The sequence below is a fragment of the Vibrio sp. QJM3NY_35 genome (assembly GCF_057785915.1).
In genome coordinates, this window is sequence record NZ_CM173508.1 from 1,797,113 (window position 1) to 1,816,904 (window position 19,792).

At 44.0% G+C, this 19,792-nt stretch carries 21 protein-coding genes; 6 read left to right on the forward strand and 15 right to left on the reverse strand.

Annotated features, from left to right (window positions below; genetic code table 11):
• Positions 1-11 precede the first annotated feature (11 nt).
• Positions 12-149: a TIGR02808 family protein gene (locus AC3CH3_RS23235; protein ID WP_010430103.1), complete on the forward strand. Its 138-nt coding sequence runs from the start codon at positions 12-14 to the stop codon at positions 147-149.
• A gap of 127 nt (positions 150-276) precedes the next feature.
• Here AC3CH3_RS23235 and phaC read toward each other — a convergent pair whose 3' ends face one another.
• The 5 genes from phaC to AC3CH3_RS23260 form a co-directional block, all read right to left on the reverse strand.
• Positions 277-2,103: a class I poly(R)-hydroxyalkanoic acid synthase gene (gene phaC, locus AC3CH3_RS23240; RefSeq protein WP_488538564.1), complete on the reverse strand. Its 1,827-nt coding sequence runs from the start codon at positions 2,101-2,103 to the stop codon at positions 277-279.
• A 75-nt stretch (positions 2,104-2,178) separates the two neighbouring features.
• Positions 2,179-2,526 (reverse strand): phasin family protein, encoded by a 348-nt coding sequence (locus AC3CH3_RS23245; protein ID WP_048613546.1) that lies wholly within the window; start codon positions 2,524-2,526, stop codon positions 2,179-2,181.
• A gap of 130 nt (positions 2,527-2,656) precedes the next feature.
• Positions 2,657-3,868, reverse strand: a complete 1,212-nt coding sequence (locus tag AC3CH3_RS23250; RefSeq protein WP_488539092.1) for an acetyl-CoA C-acetyltransferase — start codon at positions 3,866-3,868, stop codon at positions 2,657-2,659.
• A 26-nt stretch (positions 3,869-3,894) separates the two neighbouring features.
• On the reverse strand, positions 3,895-4,635 hold the full coding sequence (locus AC3CH3_RS23255; protein WP_019824425.1) for an SDR family oxidoreductase: 741 nt from the start codon (positions 4,633-4,635) through the stop codon (positions 3,895-3,897).
• Positions 4,636-5,164: 529 nt separating this feature from the next.
• Positions 5,165-5,848 (reverse strand): SH3 domain-containing protein, encoded by a 684-nt coding sequence (locus tag AC3CH3_RS23260; protein ID WP_488538565.1) that lies wholly within the window; start codon positions 5,846-5,848, stop codon positions 5,165-5,167.
• 96 nt (positions 5,849-5,944) lie between these two features.
• Here AC3CH3_RS23260 and AC3CH3_RS23265 point away from each other — a divergent pair, with 96 nt between their 5' ends.
• Together AC3CH3_RS23265 and AC3CH3_RS23270 are read left to right on the forward strand one after the other, a co-directional pair.
• Positions 5,945-6,520 (forward strand): hypothetical protein, encoded by a 576-nt coding sequence (locus AC3CH3_RS23265; RefSeq protein ID WP_488538566.1) that lies wholly within the window; start codon positions 5,945-5,947, stop codon positions 6,518-6,520.
• A 269-nt stretch (positions 6,521-6,789) separates the two neighbouring features.
• Positions 6,790-7,032 (forward strand): hypothetical protein, encoded by a 243-nt coding sequence (locus tag AC3CH3_RS23270; RefSeq protein WP_017062621.1) that lies wholly within the window; start codon positions 6,790-6,792, stop codon positions 7,030-7,032.
• 169 nt (positions 7,033-7,201) lie between these two features.
• On the opposite strand, the gene AC3CH3_RS23275 is transcribed toward AC3CH3_RS23270, so the two are convergent.
• Positions 7,202-7,660: an Lrp/AsnC family transcriptional regulator gene (locus AC3CH3_RS23275; protein WP_488538567.1), complete on the reverse strand. Its 459-nt coding sequence runs from the start codon at positions 7,658-7,660 to the stop codon at positions 7,202-7,204.
• 149 nt (positions 7,661-7,809) lie between these two features.
• Here AC3CH3_RS23275 and AC3CH3_RS23280 point away from each other — a divergent pair, with 149 nt between their 5' ends.
• Positions 7,810-8,739, forward strand: a complete 930-nt coding sequence (locus AC3CH3_RS23280) for a DMT family transporter (protein ID WP_488539093.1) — start codon at positions 7,810-7,812, stop codon at positions 8,737-8,739.
• Between the two features lie 158 nt (positions 8,740-8,897).
• A complete protein-coding gene (locus AC3CH3_RS23285; protein ID WP_017062624.1) occupies positions 8,898-9,362 on the forward strand; it encodes a hypothetical protein in 465 nt (154 codons plus the stop codon).
• Between the two features lie 49 nt (positions 9,363-9,411).
• Here the strand turns inward: AC3CH3_RS23285 and AC3CH3_RS23290 are convergent, their stop codons facing one another.
• From AC3CH3_RS23290 to AC3CH3_RS23315, 6 genes are all read right to left on the reverse strand, one after another.
• A complete protein-coding gene (locus tag AC3CH3_RS23290) occupies positions 9,412-10,785 on the reverse strand; it encodes a sensor histidine kinase (RefSeq protein ID WP_019821942.1) in 1,374 nt (457 codons plus the stop codon).
• 66 nt (positions 10,786-10,851) lie between these two features.
• On the reverse strand, positions 10,852-11,583 hold the full coding sequence (locus AC3CH3_RS23295; RefSeq protein WP_061038192.1) for a response regulator transcription factor: 732 nt from the start codon (positions 11,581-11,583) through the stop codon (positions 10,852-10,854).
• An 81-nt stretch (positions 11,584-11,664) separates the two neighbouring features.
• The gene (locus AC3CH3_RS23300; RefSeq protein WP_019821946.1) at positions 11,665-12,345 is read right to left on the reverse strand and encodes a spondin domain-containing protein; all 681 of its coding nucleotides are present in this window, start codon (positions 12,343-12,345) and stop codon (positions 11,665-11,667) included.
• Between the two features lie 9 nt (positions 12,346-12,354).
• Positions 12,355-13,038 carry a spondin domain-containing protein gene (locus tag AC3CH3_RS23305; RefSeq protein ID WP_488538568.1) on the reverse strand — a complete coding sequence of 228 codons (684 nt, stop codon included), beginning with the start codon at positions 13,036-13,038 and terminating at the stop codon, positions 12,355-12,357.
• Positions 13,031-13,171, reverse strand: coding sequence for a hypothetical protein (locus tag AC3CH3_RS23310; RefSeq protein WP_164091087.1), 141 nt, complete (start codon positions 13,169-13,171; stop codon positions 13,031-13,033). The genes AC3CH3_RS23305 and AC3CH3_RS23310 overlap by 8 nt, the downstream gene beginning before the upstream one ends.
• A 266-nt stretch (positions 13,172-13,437) precedes the next feature.
• Positions 13,438-13,779, reverse strand: a complete 342-nt coding sequence (locus AC3CH3_RS23315) for a YggL 50S ribosome-binding family protein (RefSeq protein ID WP_048606344.1) — start codon at positions 13,777-13,779, stop codon at positions 13,438-13,440.
• A gap of 254 nt (positions 13,780-14,033) precedes the next feature.
• On the opposite strand from AC3CH3_RS23315, the gene AC3CH3_RS23320 reads away from it, so the two are divergent.
• Positions 14,034-16,070: a PhoX family protein gene (locus AC3CH3_RS23320; RefSeq protein WP_488538569.1), complete on the forward strand. Its 2,037-nt coding sequence runs from the start codon at positions 14,034-14,036 to the stop codon at positions 16,068-16,070.
• Between the two features lie 271 nt (positions 16,071-16,341).
• Here AC3CH3_RS23320 and AC3CH3_RS23325 read toward each other — a convergent pair whose 3' ends face one another.
• The 3 genes from AC3CH3_RS23325 to AC3CH3_RS23335 all read right to left on the reverse strand — a co-directional run bounded on the left by AC3CH3_RS23325 (position 16,342) and on the right by AC3CH3_RS23335 (position 19,551).
• Entirely contained in the window at positions 16,342-16,962 is a 621-nt protein-coding gene (locus tag AC3CH3_RS23325) for a LysE family translocator (RefSeq protein WP_019821954.1), read from the reverse strand.
• A 136-nt stretch (positions 16,963-17,098) separates the two neighbouring features.
• The gene (locus tag AC3CH3_RS23330; RefSeq protein ID WP_019821956.1) at positions 17,099-18,385 is read right to left on the reverse strand and encodes a DEAD/DEAH box helicase; all 1,287 of its coding nucleotides are present in this window, start codon (positions 18,383-18,385) and stop codon (positions 17,099-17,101) included.
• Positions 18,386-18,567: 182 nt separating this feature from the next.
• The gene (locus AC3CH3_RS23335; RefSeq protein ID WP_488538570.1) at positions 18,568-19,551 is read right to left on the reverse strand and encodes a CobW family GTP-binding protein; all 984 of its coding nucleotides are present in this window, start codon (positions 19,549-19,551) and stop codon (positions 18,568-18,570) included.
• Positions 19,552-19,792 lie beyond the last annotated feature (241 nt).

Below are 19,792 nucleotides of genomic sequence, written 5' to 3' on the forward strand. Positions count from 1 at the left end.
GGAGCGATTGAATGAGTACTTTAGAAAGCGTAATTTGGCACATCCTAGGTTACAGCGCTATGCCAGTTATCATTCTTGGCGGCTTCGCAGGTGTTGCAGCCGTATCTCTTTGGATTTTATCTATGGGTAAAGACAAAGAAATCGATTAACAATCGAGATTACATCAACTTCTACCAGATAATTCTGATATGAGTTGATACGAAAAAGCCACTGATTTCAGTGGCTTTTTTATTATCTGACGTTGTGTATCTTTATAATTGAATGTGACTTAACACCCTAAGCTTCGTTTTCTGGCGCTTCTTTCTCTGCGGTCTCTTTATCAACCTGCTCTTGATCGACAATCGGCAGCACCTGTTTTACATAGTTGCCTGGCGCTTTGCCTATCACAGGGTTAAGCTCTGAGCCTTGATTGAAAGGTTCGATTTTTTCGTCAGTTTCAAAACCTTGTAGCCACTGATTCCAGTGTGTCCACCAAGACCCCTCATTATGAGTCGCATTAGTTAGCCATTCGTCCGCCGAGTCGTCTAGGTTGTCCTTCAGCCAGAACCCGTACTTGTTCTTGTCTGGATGATTAACAATACCCGCAATATGACCAGACTCGCCAAGCACGAACGTCTTATTCCCACCGGTATTCAACGCACCACGGTAAGTGCCCTGCCACAGAGCGATATGATCTTCTTTGGCTGAAATGAAGTAGCTTGGTATTTTTATCTTATTGAGATCAATCCAAACACCGCCCACTTTCACGCCTTTGTCTTGAACCAGTTTGTTTTCAAGATAAAGCTCTCGCAGCAAGAAGTTATGACACTTGGCCGCCACGTTTGTGCTGTCACTGTTCCAGTACAGAAGATCAAACTCCATCGGGCTGCTGCCTTTGAGGTAGTTATCAATGTAGTAGTTCCAGTACAGACTGTTTTCACGAAGCAAACTGAACGTCACACTCAACGAGCGACCATCCATATAGCCCTTGCCATCGTTCTGCTTCTCAATCGCGTTGATGATTGTCTCATTGATATACGCGCCCACCTCACCCGGCTGCGAGAAATCCAACAAGGTGGTAAAGAACGTCGCTGTTTTAATACGTTTCTTCATGCGTTTCGCAGCGTAGTAAGCCACCGTCGACGCCAACACCGTGCCGCCAATACAGTAACCCGCCGCGTTGATTTGCTCTTTACCTGTGATGTCTTCAATCGCAGCAACAGCTTTAACCACGCCTTCCGTGACATAGTCACCAAATTCAGTGTCTTTCTGCGCTTCACCTGGGTTGCGCCAAGACATCATGAATACGCTATGTCCTTGCTCAAGCAACCAGCGCACCATCGAGTTCTTCTCACGAAGGTCAAGAATGTAGTACTTATTGATGAACGGCGGAACGATCAACAAAGGCGTCGCGTTAACCTGCGGTGTCTTTGGATGATACTGAATCAGCTCAAACAGCTCGTTTTGAAAGACAACATCACCTTCGGTGTTCGCAACATCCACACCCAATCGGAAGGCGTTATTGTTGGTCATGCGGATCTTGAGGATATCAGCACTCGCTTCAACGTCTGCTTGTAACTGCTCTAACCCATCGAGAAGGTTTTCACCATTTCGCTCAAGCGTCAGTTTCATCAACTCTGGATTCGTTGCAATAAAGTTACTTGGAGAAAGTGCATTGATTGCCTGACGAGAAAAGAACGCCACTCGCTCTTTGGTTTTTTCGTCAATACCTTCGATCGAGTTGATGGTGTCGATATAGCTTTTACTGAACAACAAATAGGATTGTTTGATAAAGCTGTAGAACGGGTCGTTTTTCCACGCTTCATCAATAAAGCGCTTGTCGCTGCGGTCTTCTGAGATAACACTCTCGGTGTTGCCCATCAGCGCGGCATTCTGCCAGATCTTAAGTTGCTGTTCCCACCATTGAGATTGTAACTGAAGCAGAACGGCAGGTTGGTTGGCGGCTTGCTCGAAGATTTTTGATGCATCATCAAAGTTCAATTCTTGCATCGCTTGGTTTAAGGGAGATTGCGCGGCTTCCTTGTTTTGTTCAAAGCTTTCCCACCATTGCTGGTTCGTTTGTTGAAGTTTAACAAGGTAGTCCGAAAAGAAGTGTTGAAACATAACATGACTCCAATAATCGGAAAATCGCCACCGAGCCTCACAGTAAACACTGCGCTAACTCGATGGCGATTAAATTTATGCAGGTGTAACTGTTTTCAAGTTTTCAGTTGTTAGTGTTTCAACATCTTCTTTGAACTCTTTTGCAGCAGCTTGCATTTTTGAGCTATCACTCATCATCTGTTGAGACAGTTGAGTTAGCGCTGCTAGTTGCTGGCTGTTGAACGCCGTTAGGCTAGTCACGTCTTTGATTTCAGTCACTGCTTTCATTTGTGCAAGACCCATGTCCGTGTAAGTCTGCATTGCATTCATTTGCAGTTCAGTCATCGTTTGGACGTTCTTTGCAACCAACTTGTTGAACTTTAAGTACGGTTCAAATTGCTTTTCAGTTTGGTCAGTAATTGTTTTGAAAATATCCGTGTACATAAGTAACTCCTGATGAATACATAGTTTAATAAATTTGTGTCACTATCGTTTCAGCCAACGCCCATCGATTAACTCACGATGCTTTGAAAAGCTGATCCGATATTTAAGCTTGCTACCGATATATCAGGCTCTAACCTTCAATACCTTTTAGCAAAACAGCGGTTCCCATTCCTCCACCCACACAGAGTGAAGCAACGCCATAAGTCGTTTTCTGTTCAAGCATTTCATGGATGAGTGAAACAATAATTCGATTGCCTGACGCACCTAAAGGATGGCCAAGTGCGATTGCACCACCGTTCACATTGACCTTTGGCTTGAACTCATCAAGCGGTAAGTCATGCTGCTCTGACAATTGGTACATTACGCCAAGAGCTTGTGCTGCAAACGCTTCATTCAATTCAAACAAATCTACTTCTTCTAGAGTGAGATTTGCCTTATCAAGCGTTTTAGAAACGGCTTCTACTGGGCCTAAACCCATGATCTTTGGATCTAATCCAGACTGTGCGTAGCTCGTTAGCTCTACCAGTGGTGTCAGTCCGTATTTCGCTACTGCACTCTCTGAGGCTAAGATAATTGCACTCGAACCATCATTGATGCCCGAAGCATTACCCGCCGTGACAGACCCTTCACGGTCAAAAGCTGGACGGAGCTTTTGCAGACCTTCGAATGTCGCGTCTGACTTCGGATACTCATCGGTATCAAAAGTGACGGTTTGTCTGCGCTGCTTAACTTCTACAGGCACGATTTGCTCGTTAAACTTACCCGCCTCAATCGCAGCAACGGCTTTTTGTTGGCTTTCTAAGGCATAGTTATCTTGAGCTAGGCGCGAAATATTCAGCGTGTTCGCGATATTCTCAGCGGTCATGCCCATGTGGTAATGATTAAACGCATCGGTTAAGCCATCACCAACCAGTAAGTCTTTCATTGAGATGTCACCCATTTTGTGACCATTACGAACGCTCGCTGGTACCACAAAAGGAATTTGGGACATCACTTCAACGCCAGCAGCAATAACCACTTCAGCATCTTGTGCTTTGATGTGCGCCGCTGCGTCCATCACTGATTTCATGCCGCTTCCGCAAATCATGTTCACACCGTATGCTGGTGTTTCTTCAGGAAGCCCTGCATAGATGGAAGCCTGACGAGCAACCCCCATGCCTTGACCTGCCGAAATCACGTTGCCGACGATTACTTCATCAATCGCATCTAACGAAAGATCGACAGACTCAAGTGCGCCTTTGATCGCAACGCCAGCCAGTTCGCCCGCAGATACGTTTTTTAGCGACCCGGTAAATGCACCAATAGGCGTGCGCTTAGCCGCAACAATAAATACTTTTTCCATCATTCCAATCCCTTCAGTTTTGCCAATTAGTGCATGTACAAGCCGCCATTCACAGACAATGTCTCGCCTGTAATGTACGCGCCAGATTCACTCGCTAAAAAGCCCACTGCGGCTGCAATTTCAACAGGTGTTGCTAAGCGTTTCATCGGAATTTGGTTCTTGATTGAATCCAGTACTTCAGGCTTCATTTGCTCAACCATAGGAGTTGCTGTGTAGCCAGGGGCAATCACGTTCACGGTTACGCCGCTACGAGCGCCTTCCGCAGCCAAAGCTTTAGAGAAACCAATCATTCCAGCTTTCGCTGCTGAGTAGTTAGTTTGTCCAAATTGACCTTTAAGACCATTGACGGAAGAGATGTTGATTACACGGCAGTTACCTTTCTCACACATAGGAGCGAACAAAGGTTGAGTCACGTTGAACAGACTGTTTAGGTTTGTTTCAATCACGTCTTTCCACGCTTCGGCATCCATCTTTTTAAAGACGCTATCACGTGTAATACCTGCGTTATTGACTAGTACATCCACCGTGCCTTCTTCTTCTAACAACTTGCTTAAGCTCAGCGCACATTCCGCAGTATTGGTAACATCTAATTCAAACAATCTCACTTGATCTTCGGTGAATTGTTTTTCGTTAAACCAATCCAAGGCACATTGGTAATTTCCAGTAAAATAAGTCGCGATAACACGATAGCCGTCTGCAACTAATTTAGAGGAAATAGCTGAGCCGATACCGCCTTTTGACCCTGTAATTAAAGCAAGCTTTTTCATTAATGGTTCCATCCCTTACAAGCAATTAAATAACAATGATGTTAATAAGATAATGTCTTAGTTGATAATTAAACTTTACGTTTTGCTTTAATTAAACCCTACAACTCAAAATCAAAAAGTATTATTACAAATATAAAATATTTTCGTATTATGATTAAAAATTAGACTTACATCCCAAAATTAATGAAATGTTACGCACATGTAAATTAACGCAAGACTCTGATATTAATAAGGTTTATTTAATTTCACTTTTATCATCAAGATGGTAAGTCTTTGTTAATATGAGATAAACCTATATATCTCAGCTTGTTTCAAGAAGAATGCAATGTGGGAACTTGAAATGATTGATCACGAGAATAATAACAAAACTCTTATTAGCCATTAATAAATAGTTCCTAATTATTCTATATAACCTTCGATATAATTAACGTTCTAAATGGGGAGGATGAACATTATGAATAGACAAAAAAGCCCACTCAACCTATGAGTGGGCTTTAGTAAATAGCATTATTAAATAGAGCGTGGGATCTTACTTCGTAAATATTTCATTTGTATTTACATCAAAATAAATTTTGTTTTCAAGGGATAACCCACCACAATAAATAAAATAAACATCTCGATTGCTGTACTTAACAGATTTCACCCATCCGCCCAATTCTTCAAAATCACTTGGGGCACACTCCCCTTCAGAGATCAGTTTAGCCACCGAATTACGGAATTTTTCTTGATGGATCTTGAGATCATCAGACTTAACCAAATAGGAATCCAATATCTCTTTGCTTTCTTTTTCCGAAATAATGACTTCATCATTCGATAAGCCTGACATAGAGACCCATTCCGCCGTCTGTGGGCCGCCATCTTTAAGGACAATATAGTCTGAGATACGAGCCCATTCGCCCTGCTTCTCGAGTACCTCAACCTTTTCCCCTTTATAGAGATAATCTGTTATCAAGCCATCAATTTCAGGTTGCTCGACCACTTCTAGTTTTCTCTCCAAAACGTAAAATTCCGTCTGCTCTGGTTCAGGCTGAAGATCCATGATGGGTACGAGGTCAGATTCAGATTGCTCGGTAGCTTCTAACGCCGGCTCTTCCGTTTTCTCTTGTGGGATTGGGTCTTTATTCATGACCAAGAAGTAGTATGCCGCTCCTCCCCCTCCGCCCAATATCAACAACACAAGTAAAGCGATCAGCGCTTTTTTCATCAAATCCACCAGCTGTTCCGTTATAGGTATGTCTCAAGTGTACATCAACTCATGCAGCTGCTCATCTATACTCTCAATAGAGCGCACGGTAAGTAGAGGAAAGTCATGAGTTTTTGGGGGAAGGTTATCATTGTAAGCGTAACTTTGAGTGCCAATGTCGCTCTAGCGAATCATTGTGACCGTGAAAACTGGCAAATGCTGCTGGATCGTCAGCTCTCTTTTGAAGGTCGCTATAATCAGTACACCAAAGAGTTCAACCAAGTTCTCTCAACCTATGAATCACAAACATTATTATCTAAACACTTTAATGAAAAGCAGATCATTGATCTTTGGGCAAAGTACGAAGAAAGGTTTAATGTGCAGCTCAATAGTCATATGAATACCGCGTATGACGTCTCTGAGGTTTTGTTACAACAGGCATATGTTGTGTCTACAGAACTTGAAGGCGCTCAATCTCTAGCGTATTCATGGAAAGCCGTCGCCAAACACTGCACCAAAGCAAAACTCCCGCGCCAGGCAGAAAGCGCAAAGGTGCACGTACAAAGCTCACAATCACTCTCCCGAGATCTCCATACACTCAGTGAAAAATTCCGTCAGCTGTCTTCAAAATACCGCAGAGAAGCGACGATGATTGATGAAGCGCGCCACATAAACCAACCAGTAAACGATGCGTCAAACTGAAATCACCATTAGATTCTCTCACTCGTTCGACTGGACTTTTCCGATAAATATGCTCAATCCCATTCATAATATTCTAAGAACTCGTTAATCAAAGCTTTATCAATAGGTTGTAAAAGTAATGTGCTATCTATCAACAATGAAGTTCAATTTCCGACCAATGCAAGCGAGTATGTGAGATATTCATCACAAAATAGATTTACAAACGCCAGAAAATTGTTATCATGAATCTTCATATAACTTAATAACAAGAAACATTTTGGCTAGGTAATATGCAAAAGACTATGGCTTTCAACTGCTTGAGTAACACGGAATGGACTGCAGAGATAAGAGGTAAACTTTTATCTGTAGCTAAACACATGGAAGAGTTCGGTTCAGTAAGTGAGCTAGAGCTATGTAAGATATTTGGAGAGACAATTTGGAATGACGGCGTGGATTATCATTCACATGCTTTTTCATTCAGAATTAATGCACAAACTGGGGATTGTTCAATCTCTAACTTTAAGTATCACTAAGTTTTGCACCTATCATATACGGAGTACCTTTCACGAGGTGCTCCGTTTTTTATTGCCTAAAGCCTGACAATTTATCAATGAGTTTTGATATTGACCGAGCTTCTACTTCAAGGTCAAACCATTTCGTTTTCAGCTCATTCTGCCTTCGTGTTATTGCTCAGAGTTTGGCTTAATCGGTATAAATTGGCAGTGGTGCATTGCCTTTTACTTGTCTAATCGCAAGGTGAGTATGAATGTCTTTCACGTTAGAGAGCCTTTGAAGTTTTCTTGTAAATGCCTCGTAGGCCATCAAGTTCGGGCTAACCACTTCTAGCAAATAGTCATAAGCCCCAGATACGACGTGGCAACTGATCACCTCCTCCATCTCTACAATGGCCGCTTCAAACTTATCAATCGACACTTCTTGGTGGTTGTTTAGGCTCACTTCAACAAACACACTCATTGCGATGCCGACTTGTTCTCGTGACAAGCTCACACGATAACCGTCAATAATGCCCTTTTCTTCTAGCCTTTTGACTCGTCTTGCACAAGGCGAAGGTGATAACCCAACTTCATCAGCAAGTTCAGCCGTGGTTAACCTGCCATCTTTTTGTAGCAGTTCGAGAAGATGTCTATTAATTCTATCCATAGCAAATGCCAAACATTAGTTAAATCCGTTAATTATTTGGTGAATTTTAGCAGAAATCATCAACGATAGTTCAAGTTAGGCCAAAAATTGCCAACCTGTGGCACAACAACTATTCCATAATGAGTCATCACCCACTCTCCTTCAATATTATGAATCTTGGCTACTTATCTATTACTGTCACCCTACTCATTTGGGCGAGCTTTTTCCTGTCTCTTAAAGGCGGTGCAAATTCAGATTTAACACCTGCCGATATCGCTCTCACAAGATTTCTCATACCGGCTTTGGTGTTATTACCTTTGGTGTGGAAAGCACGCATCGCGATTGCCGTCGTCCCTAAACGATATCTAACGGGTATGTTTGTGGGTAGCGGGTTGCCTTATTTGCTTGTTGCAGGAACGGCGATGCAGTTTGTTCCAGTATCACATGGCAGTGCTCTTGTTCCGGGCACGCTCCCTCTGTTTGTCACAGGAATTGCGGTACTCTTTTTTAAGCAGCCACTCAGCCGACACCGTGTTATCGGTTTATGCTTGGTTTTGCTCGGCATACTGTTGTTTTTAGGGAGTAGCTTAAGCAGCTTCAACTTTGAATACACCAAAGGTCATTTGTTGTTTTTATGCGGAAGCTTAATGTGGGCGATGTTCACCATCTCAGCCCGTGTTGCTAATCTTAATGCGTTAGTCAGTGCCGGTTTTATTTCTCTCTGTTCTACTTTACTGTTACTCGTCCTAATCCTGACTGAAACCCTCCCAAGCCACCTAATGGACACACCAATCGATAATTGGCCCTTCACGGAGCTTGCCGTTCATTCAGCAGTGCAAGGCGTTGGGGCGGGTTTAATCGCGGCGTTCACTTACCTTTATGCGGTTAATACCTTAGGGGCTGAACGCTCTGCCGCTTTTGGCAGTGCAACACCCGCTGTAGCAACCTTGTTGGCGATCCCGCTCTTTAACGAGATTCCAGATGCGATGACTTGGCTCGCCCTTGGTTCTATTTGCATCGGCAGTTTGGTCGCGAGCAACATATTCATGAGAAACGATCAGTCCATGCAGTACCAACCGCCAAGCCACAGCAAAGCCTGATACTGCGTTCAAACCTAAATACAGTTCCCCTAAGCATCGATTTTAGGACTTGTAGTACACAGATAAGCCTACAAACGTAGGCTTATCTAAAATCTGCTTTTTCTAAACTCGCTTCTCCATTAAACTGTCCGACCTTTTTGCAGATCCAAGAGAACACCATGCAACGCGACTACACCTTAAATTGCTTAATTACCATGCCTCGCCATGAACTAGAAGAATTTAGTTTAAGAATGATTCATCGCCTTGTTCCTGAAGATGCAATGACGGAATTATTTACGTTCGAGCAAGAAGAAGTCACCAGCGAAGAACGCATGCAATCAGCGAAATTTGACGCAATGCTTCGAATGACCGCTATCGCGCTTGGTGAAGTGAACCTAGCCTTCTCAGAGTCAGATAACTCGCAACAGAACATCGAGCGTATGACTCGCCTACTGCTTTGGCACTTCTACTCGATCTCTTTCAACCTTGAAGAAGCAATCGCAATCGAAGTGCACTGTGAGAAAGTTGAGAAGATCTTAAAAAACGCACCTAAAGATGCGTTTGGCTGGGTTAAAGAATTAACTGAGCTGCTTCACTTCTACGCGAAAGTGAACGAAGGCAACGAAGACAGTAAAGACGCTTAGCGTTAGTTCTACGTAAGAACACATCAAGCTAAACCGAAGGCAGACAGAGCTATAGCGAAGGCAAGTAAAAGCTTTGCTGAAAGGAGTTCTCTGCCTTTGTTGTTTCTAGCACGCTGTGATGTAACATCAGTATCGACTGCGCGATTTTAGTGCCGATACCTAACGAACCATTCGGCGCTTCCTGTTCAACCTCATTATGAATCACCACCTTCACCCGTTTTGGATCCGCTTTAAAACCAACATCTAACGACACCGCGGTGCCACTTGGACTATGCCTCAATGCATTATCTAACAGGTTCAAAATCAATCTCTCAAGCAAATCACTGTCACCAGCTGCTTTTACTCCATCAGGTATATCAACCTTAAGTTCGACATCTTTATGGCGGTACTGACTCTGAATCGTTTCTAAGCACTCGCTAAGCAACCCATTCAAATCTATCGATGCGTATCGATAGGTGGGAACTGGATTATCATTCTTGGCGCTATCTAGCAGCGAATGGAGTTGTTCAGACAACTTGTTGCCATTACGGTAAGCAACGTCAATTAACGGGTCTGATTGCGGGTTTTGAATCTTCCACGTTTCCAAATAACCCAACACACTCGACAATGGCGTTTTCAAATCATGACTGAGCTGTAATAAGCTTTGTCTTCGGTGTGATGACTGATATTCAAGTTGCAAAAATTGCTGTTGAATGTGCTTCGCCATCAACTGATACGAGCGTGCAATCGGCACCAATTCTGGTACTTGATGAATGAAGTTCGGATCCAATCGAAAATCTTGGTCTGCTTGCTGTTGCAACTTGTTAGTTACTGCTTCTATTGGGTTTAACAGGCTACGTTTGACCAACAGATAAGCCCCAACCGCAAAACCTAAGATAGAGATCAGCATGAGCCCCGCGAGCGCGATGTATGGCGTGTCGACCTGCGAATTGGCAATCACAGTGTGACGATTACTGCCAATCAAAACGTAAAGATAGCCAACGGTCGAACCTAGCTCTTCAATCGCTGCCACAGAAAACACCTTACGAGCCCCGGGATTGATCGGATCTTCCCCCAGAATGGGATAAGGCTCGTCCTTTAAAAACTGTTGAATGGGCGCTAAGTCTATCTGGTTGGCTAACACAGTGCCTTCCGGCGCAGCATGAGTCGTAATTTTGCCCTGACTGTCGAGGAAATAGATATCGAAATCTGGCCCTATCAACATCAAGGTGTGGAATATGGATTTGAGCGCTTTAGGGTTGTAGTCGGTACCAATCATCAGAGGATTATCGTCGCGCATATGAACGGCGAGCTCTTTGTGTAGGCTCTGCTTAGTTCTTTGTTCTATAGTCTCTTTTTGCCAATGATAGGTGTAAGCAATCACCACACTCACGAGCAGAAACCACAAACTGGTGAACAAAACTAAACGCGATTTGAAACTCATGTTCTCTCCTCGATGACTCTTAGGTGTTACTGGCTTTTTAGTAAACTTCGGACGCGACACATAGACCTAAGCTTTTGACTCAAACTTATAACCAACACCCCAAACGGTTTTAATGAAATCATCATCACTATTCGGCATCGCAAGCTTGGTTCTTAGACGGTTGACTGTGCTACACACGGTATGGTGATAGCCAGAGTGATGAGTATTCCAAACATGATCGAGCAGCTCGTCTTTGCTATACACACGTCCCGGGCGGTTTGCTAAGAAATGAAGTAAGGTAAACTCGGTAGCGGTCAGCGGTACGTCTTGATTATTGAGTGACACCTGATGGCGTTCAGGTTGAATAGTGAGCCCGCCAAAATTCATAATTGATTCTGTTGTCACAACCTCTTGAGTGGCTGATTCGACATGACTTAAACGGCGAAGTACGTTCCTCACTCTTGCTTGAAATTCAAGAACGCTGAAAGGTTTCGTTATGTAGTCATCAACACCGGCTTCTAAGCCTGACACCTTATCTAACTCTGCGTCTCTTGCGGTTAGCATGAGTACTGGCGTCCAATCCTCTTGCTGACGCAACATTCGACAGAAATCGAGTCCGTCACCGTCTGGTAAGCCACGATCCAGTACGATCAAATCGAAATGACCATCTTTATAGAGCGCCTGAGCCTTTTCAATCACATTGGTTCTGATTACGTCATGCCCTTGGAACTTAAGATGCATCTGCACCAGTTCAGCCAAGTCATCATCGTCTTCAACCAACAATATGTTTGCCATCAAATTTACCGCAGCACTATTCATGATCCCTGCTCTATTCTGAGTCTGCCCACCTTTCAATTGACCGGAACAGAGCAGGAATTCTTTCATCGTACTTTGACCCTGTTACTCAGTTCGAGTAATGGTGATTCTTGCACCGGGGTTAAGGAAACGATGATTGGCACTTAAAGTAGAAGTCGTAAGGCCGTCATCTTGGCTAATTACGCCAGAGTGGAAACTCACCACATCGGTGTCGTCTCGTGTGGTATTAAACCCTTCACCACCGCCTGCTGGTCCTGGAATCGTTGCAGCAAGCTCATCGTTCAGCTCAGTTCCCGAATCCCACACATTCATGTTCATGGTAAAGGTATCACCCACCGCCAAGGACTTGAGCGATAAACCGGATTCGCCGACAAACGCATCATTGGTGTTCACCAACATTGAAGCGACGGAGATATACCCTTCTTGATTTGGGTCGACACGAATAGAGACTGTGTCTTGCTCACCTGAAAGAATCAGTCCATTGCCTGAGATGCCTTGATAAACATTGGCGTCACTGTCACTGAGCGCAAGCAATTGTGCATTACTGCCCCCTTCCGCCAAGTATTCAAGATCGACCGAGGCACTTTGCCCGATTTCAAACAGATTGAAGCTATTATTGTGAGTCAATACCGCGAGTGGCGACATCGGCTGGTTTGGAGTGAGGTTAGTTACACTCACATCATAGCGATAGTAATCGTCGTCATCGTCCGGACAACCTGCTAACACAGCTACTGATGCAGCAATAAATAGAATTCTAGCTTTCATACATCCCCCTTACTTCACAACAATGGTGATAGTTGCAACAGGGTTTAACCAACGATGGCTGCTGCTATCGAGGTCACTGATGCCGCCCGCCGCATCACTATCACCAATGTTACCCGGATGAATATGAACCTTAGCGTTTGATACTGCCGTTTCTACACCTGTACCACCAGCGCCAAAGGTAATGAATGGAGGGTTCGGCATGCTGCCCGCCAGCTCATCATTGGCCTCTGTACCCGCATCATAACCATTTAGAGTCACTTTGTAGGTGCCCGCTTGAGTTGGGATTTTCCAGCTATCTAGACCAACAAAGCCGTCATTGGTCGGCAGTAGCATGGCACCCAATGATAGGTACTCTAGATCACCAGTACTGATATCAAACGTAGTTGCGACGCCCGGGTTGAGGATTCCGGCCGCTGGATTCTCAACCACCACGCCTCCTGCGTTAGCAATGACACCAGATAAACCTGAAATATCGCCACCTTCGGCCATGGATTCTAGTTCCGCAGAAGCCGTTTCACCCGTTCTAAACATGAACAAGCTTGAGTCATGAGCCGCCGCTAAGATAGGCGTAAAGTAGATCCCTTTCGTTGCATTAGTGACAGTGACTTCAAGCTCAGCAGCCTGAACTTGAGCCGCTCCAAAGGCCAACATAGCCGAGCTGATCATTAAGCTGATTTGAGTACGTTTATTCATTTTGATTCCATCCTTTATCGAGTCCTATCGTTGCCGACAAAACGAATAACAGCGATATACCGTTACCTTTGCCAGAACGAACTGTGGTGTTGTTGACTCTAAGAATGGCGATCAAATCTATCAGCAACTTCATTGAATTCTCATAAAACTCTCACAAGTTTATCCAAACTTCTTACTGCAAATAAAAGTAGCGATAAGGTACTTATATTTAAACGAAAACTATCAATTCATCATTTGCGTAGGAAGGAGGACAAAAGAAGGTAATAAATAGAAGTGGAGCGAATTAAACGCAAAAAAGCCGAATCGACTTACCGATTCGGCCTTTATTCTGGCGTCCTGTTGTTGCTCTTTCCTAAGCCGTATTTGGCCTTCAAATTAAGCTAACAACACAGAATCAATTTAGAACGCGTAGTTTGCGTCAATCAATTCGCTAACTTCCACTTTGCTTACTTCAGCACGAGCTTCAAGCCATTGTGCAACTTGCAGTTGTTCTGCTTCTGTAACTGAACGGTAGCGCTCAATTGAGCATAAGAAACCTTCAAACAGCTCAAGGCCGCCGCCACCAAAACACAGACCGATGCTGTCGATGAAGTCGATGAACTCATCAATGAACACATCATATTGGTCAAAATCAGCAATCGATGTCTTGCAGCTTACTTCAAAACCCAGAATCGCGAATTCACCTAGGTATAACTTCTTACGAAGGCGGCGATTTTTGTTTTCGATTTTATCTAATTTCATAACAGGCTCTCTCTACGTTTAATAAAGCACTTATACACAGTTCCTCTTCATTTCCCAAGAGTTTTGTATTGCTCATCACGCTTAATCGCAAAAATCGTGCTACAGAAACAAAAGCTTAATCTAATTTATGAAAATACGTCACTTAACTGCTTCAGGATGACTCACACATTGACCCAAGTTATTAACCAATCGATTAATAACCGAGCTAGTTAAAAATAACCCATAATAATTACAGCCAATAGGAAGCAGTACAGATGAGCAAGGAAACATTTGATAGCACTCGTTTCAATAAGAGTAAAAACAAACCATTCGAAGAAGTACTCGACGCTAACCTATCAAGAAGAAACGTTTTGAAAGGTGGTCTCGGCATCAGTGCAATGACGGCGTTCGGAGCATTTGGACTTTCAGGATGTAATTCTTCTAGTCCTGATACTTCAATAGGTAATGGTTCAGGTGTCTCTAGTGCGGTACTAAATTTTGATTCAATTCCGGGCTCACTAACCGATGCTGTTTCGGTTCCTCAAGGTTACATAGCACAAGTTTTAGTCCCATGGGGCACACCGCTCAACGCACAAGGTAGTGCATGGAAGGATGACGGCAGTAACACAAGCGAAGAGCAATTGAATTCCTTGGGTATGCACCACGACGGGATGCACTTTTTCCCGTTAAATGACAGCAACGTAGACGGCTTGTTGTGTATTAACCATGAATATATTGATACGAATGCTTTGCACCCTAGCGGCCAAACCATACAAGATGGCGTCCGCACTGTTGTTGAAGAAGTACGTAAAGAAATTAATGCCCATGGCGTGTCAGTTGTCCGAATTCAACTGGAAGACAACATGTGGAAATTGGTCGATACCGATCCACTCAACCGCCGCTACACTGGCGCGACTGTAATGGACTTGTCTGGCCCAGTCGCACATACCGCGCTTACTGTAACTCGTTTCTCCCCTGATGGCAGCCAAGCGCGTGGTACATTAAACAACTGTGGTAATGGTTTCACCCCTTGGGGCACTTATCTAACATGTGAAGAGAACTGGCCCGGCTATTTTGTTAATGCAGGCGTTCGAACTGAAGAACAAGACCGCATTGGTATCGACGATACCAGCACTCGTTACTTGTGGGATACATTGGCTGGCAATGCAGAAGAGCGCTTGGATGAATTCACTCGCTTTAACATAGAGCCTACAGGTACAAGCTCAATAGATGATTACCGTAACGAAGCAAACGGCCACGGCTATATTGTTGAGATAGACCCTTACACAGAGAACGCTCGAGCGAAAAAACGTACTGCGCTTGGTCGTTTCCGTCACGAAGGCTGCACTTTTGGCAAGCTAGAAGAGGGTCAGCCAGTTGTCTTCTACTCAGGCCACGACTCTCGTTTTGAGTACCTGTACAAATTCGAATCCGCTGTCGCTTGGGATCCAGCAGATGGTAGCCCATCAAACCGACTAGCAACAGGTGATAAATACATGGATGAAGGCACACTTTACGTGGCGCGCTTCAACGAAGACAACTCTGGCACGTGGCTACCATTGACACTGGATAGCGTAACGTTATCGGGTGGAGTTCTGGCAGACAATTTCAACTCTTTGGCTGAAATCATCTTAAATACAGCTGGAGCAGCCGACCTTGTGGGTGCAACACCAATGGATCGCCCAGAGTGGTGTTCAGTAGATCCATACACCGGTTCTGTATATTTAACACTTACCAATAACACTGCACGTACCAGTGAAACGAACGCAGCAAATCCACGTTTGAACAACAAGTTTGGCCATGTTATCCGTTGGGATGAAGGTGAAGCTGCAACAGACTTCACTTGGGATATTTTCGTATTCGGTTCGCCTGCCAACAGCGATGCAGACACAAACCGTTCTGGCCTTACTGATATGAACCAGTTCGCGAGCCCAGATGGCTTAGCATTCGATGCTCGTGGCATATTATGGATTCAGACGGATAACGGCGCAGATGAAGTGACGAGTTATACCAACGACCAAATGTTAGCAGTGGTTCCATCTAAACTAACAGACGACAACGGTAACAGTGCAGTAATTGGTGCTGATAACCAAGCACAACTGAAGCGTTTCTTTGTCGGTCCAAATGGATGTGAGGTAACTGGCTTTACGATTAGTCCTGATTACAAGTCACTGTTTGTAAACATTCAACACCCCGGTAATTGGCCATACAGCGACAACGCAGCAGAAGAGACTCCGTCAGGAATGTCCGTTCGCCCTCGAGCAGCAACTGTTGTGATTCGCCGTGAAGACGGCGGTGAAATCGCGGTTTAGTACGCAAATCTAGCTAAGATCAGCAATCTTACTGCTATCTAGTTTCTGTTCGCTAGATAAGTAAAATCAAAAAGAGCAATAAGGCTAAATGCCCTATCGCTCTTTTTATATTCTTTTCATTCTTCGGTTTAAGTAAGAATCCGAATTTTCAAAACTCACCGTAATCCTAAGTAGTCATCATCCCAAGTACGCGTCACCCTCGAGAAGAAGGAACGACTGAGTCGGGGATCTCTCTACCCGTTCTCGTTAATCTCAATACCGTTAATCACAGTTAACTCACGAACAACCACACACCTACGCCCATCATCAAGGTGCCCGCAATGCGGTTCATTAACTTAACGTTATCGGCTTTGCCCAGCATATGTTTTAAGCTCTTTCCACCTGTCGCGTACAGAGTCATGCAAACAAATTCAGAAGCTAAGATAATAGAAACCAGAATCATCAACTGAGGTGCTAAATCTTTACTGCTGTTGATAAATGGAGGCAGCAGAGAAATCATAAACGCCCAGCCTTTCGGGTTTGCAATCGCAGTAACAAAGCCTTGAACAACCAAGTCCCAATCATTGCTGACTTTGGTTGTTTGATTATCAGTACTGATCGCCAGTTTTCCTCTTGAACGCCACATCTGAACACCCAAGTAGAACAAGTACCCTGCACCCACAAACTTGAAGCCTGTAAACAGCCATGGGTAGTTCAGCATGATAGATGCGATACCCAATACCGCGGCAATAGAAACCACAGCGACACCAGCCAATTCACCGATCATCATCCATAATGTGCGCTTGTATCCAACACTCATTCCTAGCGTCAAAGCCAAAGTCATACACATACCGGGCGTGATTGATACAAAGAAAAACGTGGGAATAAAAGCCCAAAGTAGCGCGCTATCCATATTATTACCTTATCGAATTATTTTTATTTGAGTGTTCAGCTTGTTGAGTTGTCTTTGTAAGGAGCGACCTTGTATTTAGCGACACAACGAAAAAGAGCCACAATACAGTGGCTCTTTTTGAGTACCAACCGTAATTTTACTTACGACGGTTTTTAATTCGCTTCATCATAGTCAAACGACGTTCAGCACTTGCTTGATCTTGTGGCTCTTCGTTCGCGTTGTTCTTACGGCCCTGACGGTTTTTGTAAGCCGATTTAGTGTTCAGCTTCTCAATGTAAGCATCACGTTTCTTCGGTTCATAACCCGGTTGTTCAACACGGCGAATACGCTGTTGAATCAATTTTTCAACTTGAACAACAGTCAGCTCTTCTTCGCGATTAACGAAAGAGATTGCGTGACCTTGTTTACCAGCACGACCTGTACGGCCAATACGGTGAACGTAATCTTCCGCTAGGAAAGGCATGTCGTAGTTAATTACGTGTGGTAAGTCTTCGATATCAAGACCACGAGCCGCAACGTCTGTTGCTACCATTACACGCGCTCTGCCTTCTTTAAAATCGTCTAAAGCACGACGACGAGCGCTTTGCGCTTTATCACCGTGACAAAGTACCGCTTTAATACCGTCTAGCTTAAGCTCTTTAACGACATCGTTCGCTGTTTCTTTGTAGTTCACGAACACAAGCACTTGGCGCCAGTTTTTACGGCCAATAAGCTCAGAAAGCAGTTCAGTTTTACGTTCTTGATCCACTGGGTAAACCACGTGACCAACAGTTGCAGCCGTTGAGTTTTCACGCTCAACACTGATACGTTTTGGTTTACGTAGAATATCAACAGACAATTGGTTTAACTGAGTTGAAGTCGTTGCAGAGAACATCATGATTTGTGGAGAGGTCTCAACATCCAACATGATCTTGCGAACGGCATTGATAAAGCCCATATCAAGGATACGGTCAGCTTCATCAAATACTAAGAATTCTAGGTTAGCAATAGACACGTTACCCGCTTCTAAGTGCTCTTCTAAACGGCCAGGCGTTGCAACCAGAATATCGACACCCAGTTCTAGTTGACGAACTTGTGAAGACATCTTGTTACCACCGTAAACCGCAGAAACGCTTAGATCCGTGTATTTAACGTAGTCTTTAATGTTTTGAGCGATCTGCGCAGCAAGCTCACGAGTTGGAGCAAGAATAAGGCCGCGAGCCGTTCCTCTAGACGCCTTTTTACCGCTGTTCAAAAGGTGTTGGATAACAGGCAATGAAAATGCCGCTGTTTTACCCGTACCGGTTTGAGCAGTAGCAAAAATATCATGGCCTTTACGAGCCATTGGAATCGCTTTTTGTTGAATTGGAGTGAGTTTTTCATAACCACACTCAGTCAACGCTTTGACTAATTCAGGAGCAAAACCTTGAGAGGAAAATGACATTGTTACGGGTTCCTTAAGCAGACAGCCTACATTCTTATTTCAGCCGAGCACTATAAAGTAATTAGAGTGATTTATCTCACATTTATCGTGATATAACGCAAACTTTCTCATTTAATCTGGTGTTTACCCCACCTTCAACGAAGTAAACACCGAGATCATCAGTTCAAACAGTAAAAATGGCGCTATTTGATGCCACACAGCTTGAGTAGAATCTGCTCGAGATCGTCCCAAGACATTAACTGCGAGTCGATCACTTCCAGACGAGACTCAAAGCCATCAAGCGTAATTTCGTTCACAGACACGACTTGATTCGCCACATTGAATGCGTAGCAACCTTGGTCGGTGTTCACGACGGCTTTTACACGTTCAGCCGTTAGATCCGACAACATTGAGAATAGCGCATCGAAGTCGAACTTATGCTCTGCACCAAATAGCCAACCACAACTGAAATAGCCCTGCCCTTTATTCTCTTTACGGATGAAGGCTTCACCGGGAGGAAGTTGGAATTGAGGCTCTTGTTCAGCGTGATCGTGATGATGTGCTTCAATATGAGAGGAAGCACTGCCGTATACTCTTTCAATGTCTAACACTTCCAATGGCACTTCACCGTCATGGATTAGCTTGTGGAAGACTTTTGCTGGCGTTTGATCCGTCACCCAATCGTTAAACACATCGATGTCTTCAGAATGAACAAGGTCAACCTTAGTACCAAGAATCACATCTGCACTATTTAGTTGATCATTAAAATTCTGATTCGAGGTGTACTTTTCATTAGACAGATTTCGTGGGTCAACCAAACCAAGCGTCGCTTTTAAATCAACATAAGGCGTGTACTGATCGGAAGTCAGTGTCGCAATCACTTGTTTAGGGTGACCAAGCCCTGTCGGCTCAATCAATAAACGGTCTGGTTTTTGGCGAAGTAAGGCATTAATACCTACCGACATCGGCACGCCCGCAGTACAACACATGCAGCCACCCGGCACTTCTTTAATTAAAGCGCCTTGCTCTGTCATCAATGCACCGTCAATACCGATTTCCCCGAACTCATTAACCAGAACAGCCCAGTTTTCATTCTCAGGTTTGTTTTTAAGCAGATTCAAAATGGCTGTCGTTTTACCAACACCCAGAAAACCCGTAATGATGTTTGTAGGAACTTTTTTAGTCATATCAGTTCTCCTTTTTAAGGGAGTATATACTCAATTACCAAAAAGTTGACCCCAATCGCTTGTTTATACTCAGATTGGCGAGCAGAAGAATGGGTTAACTAAATAGAGGGTTAGGCTGATTTACAGAGATACAGTGCTTAACGAAGTGTAAAGACTTTGAGCAGATAAATAGATAATTGAAGTGAAAAGCAGAATTTTGGATGCTCCAGACGGACTAAAGGCGTACTTGTCAGTACGCCTC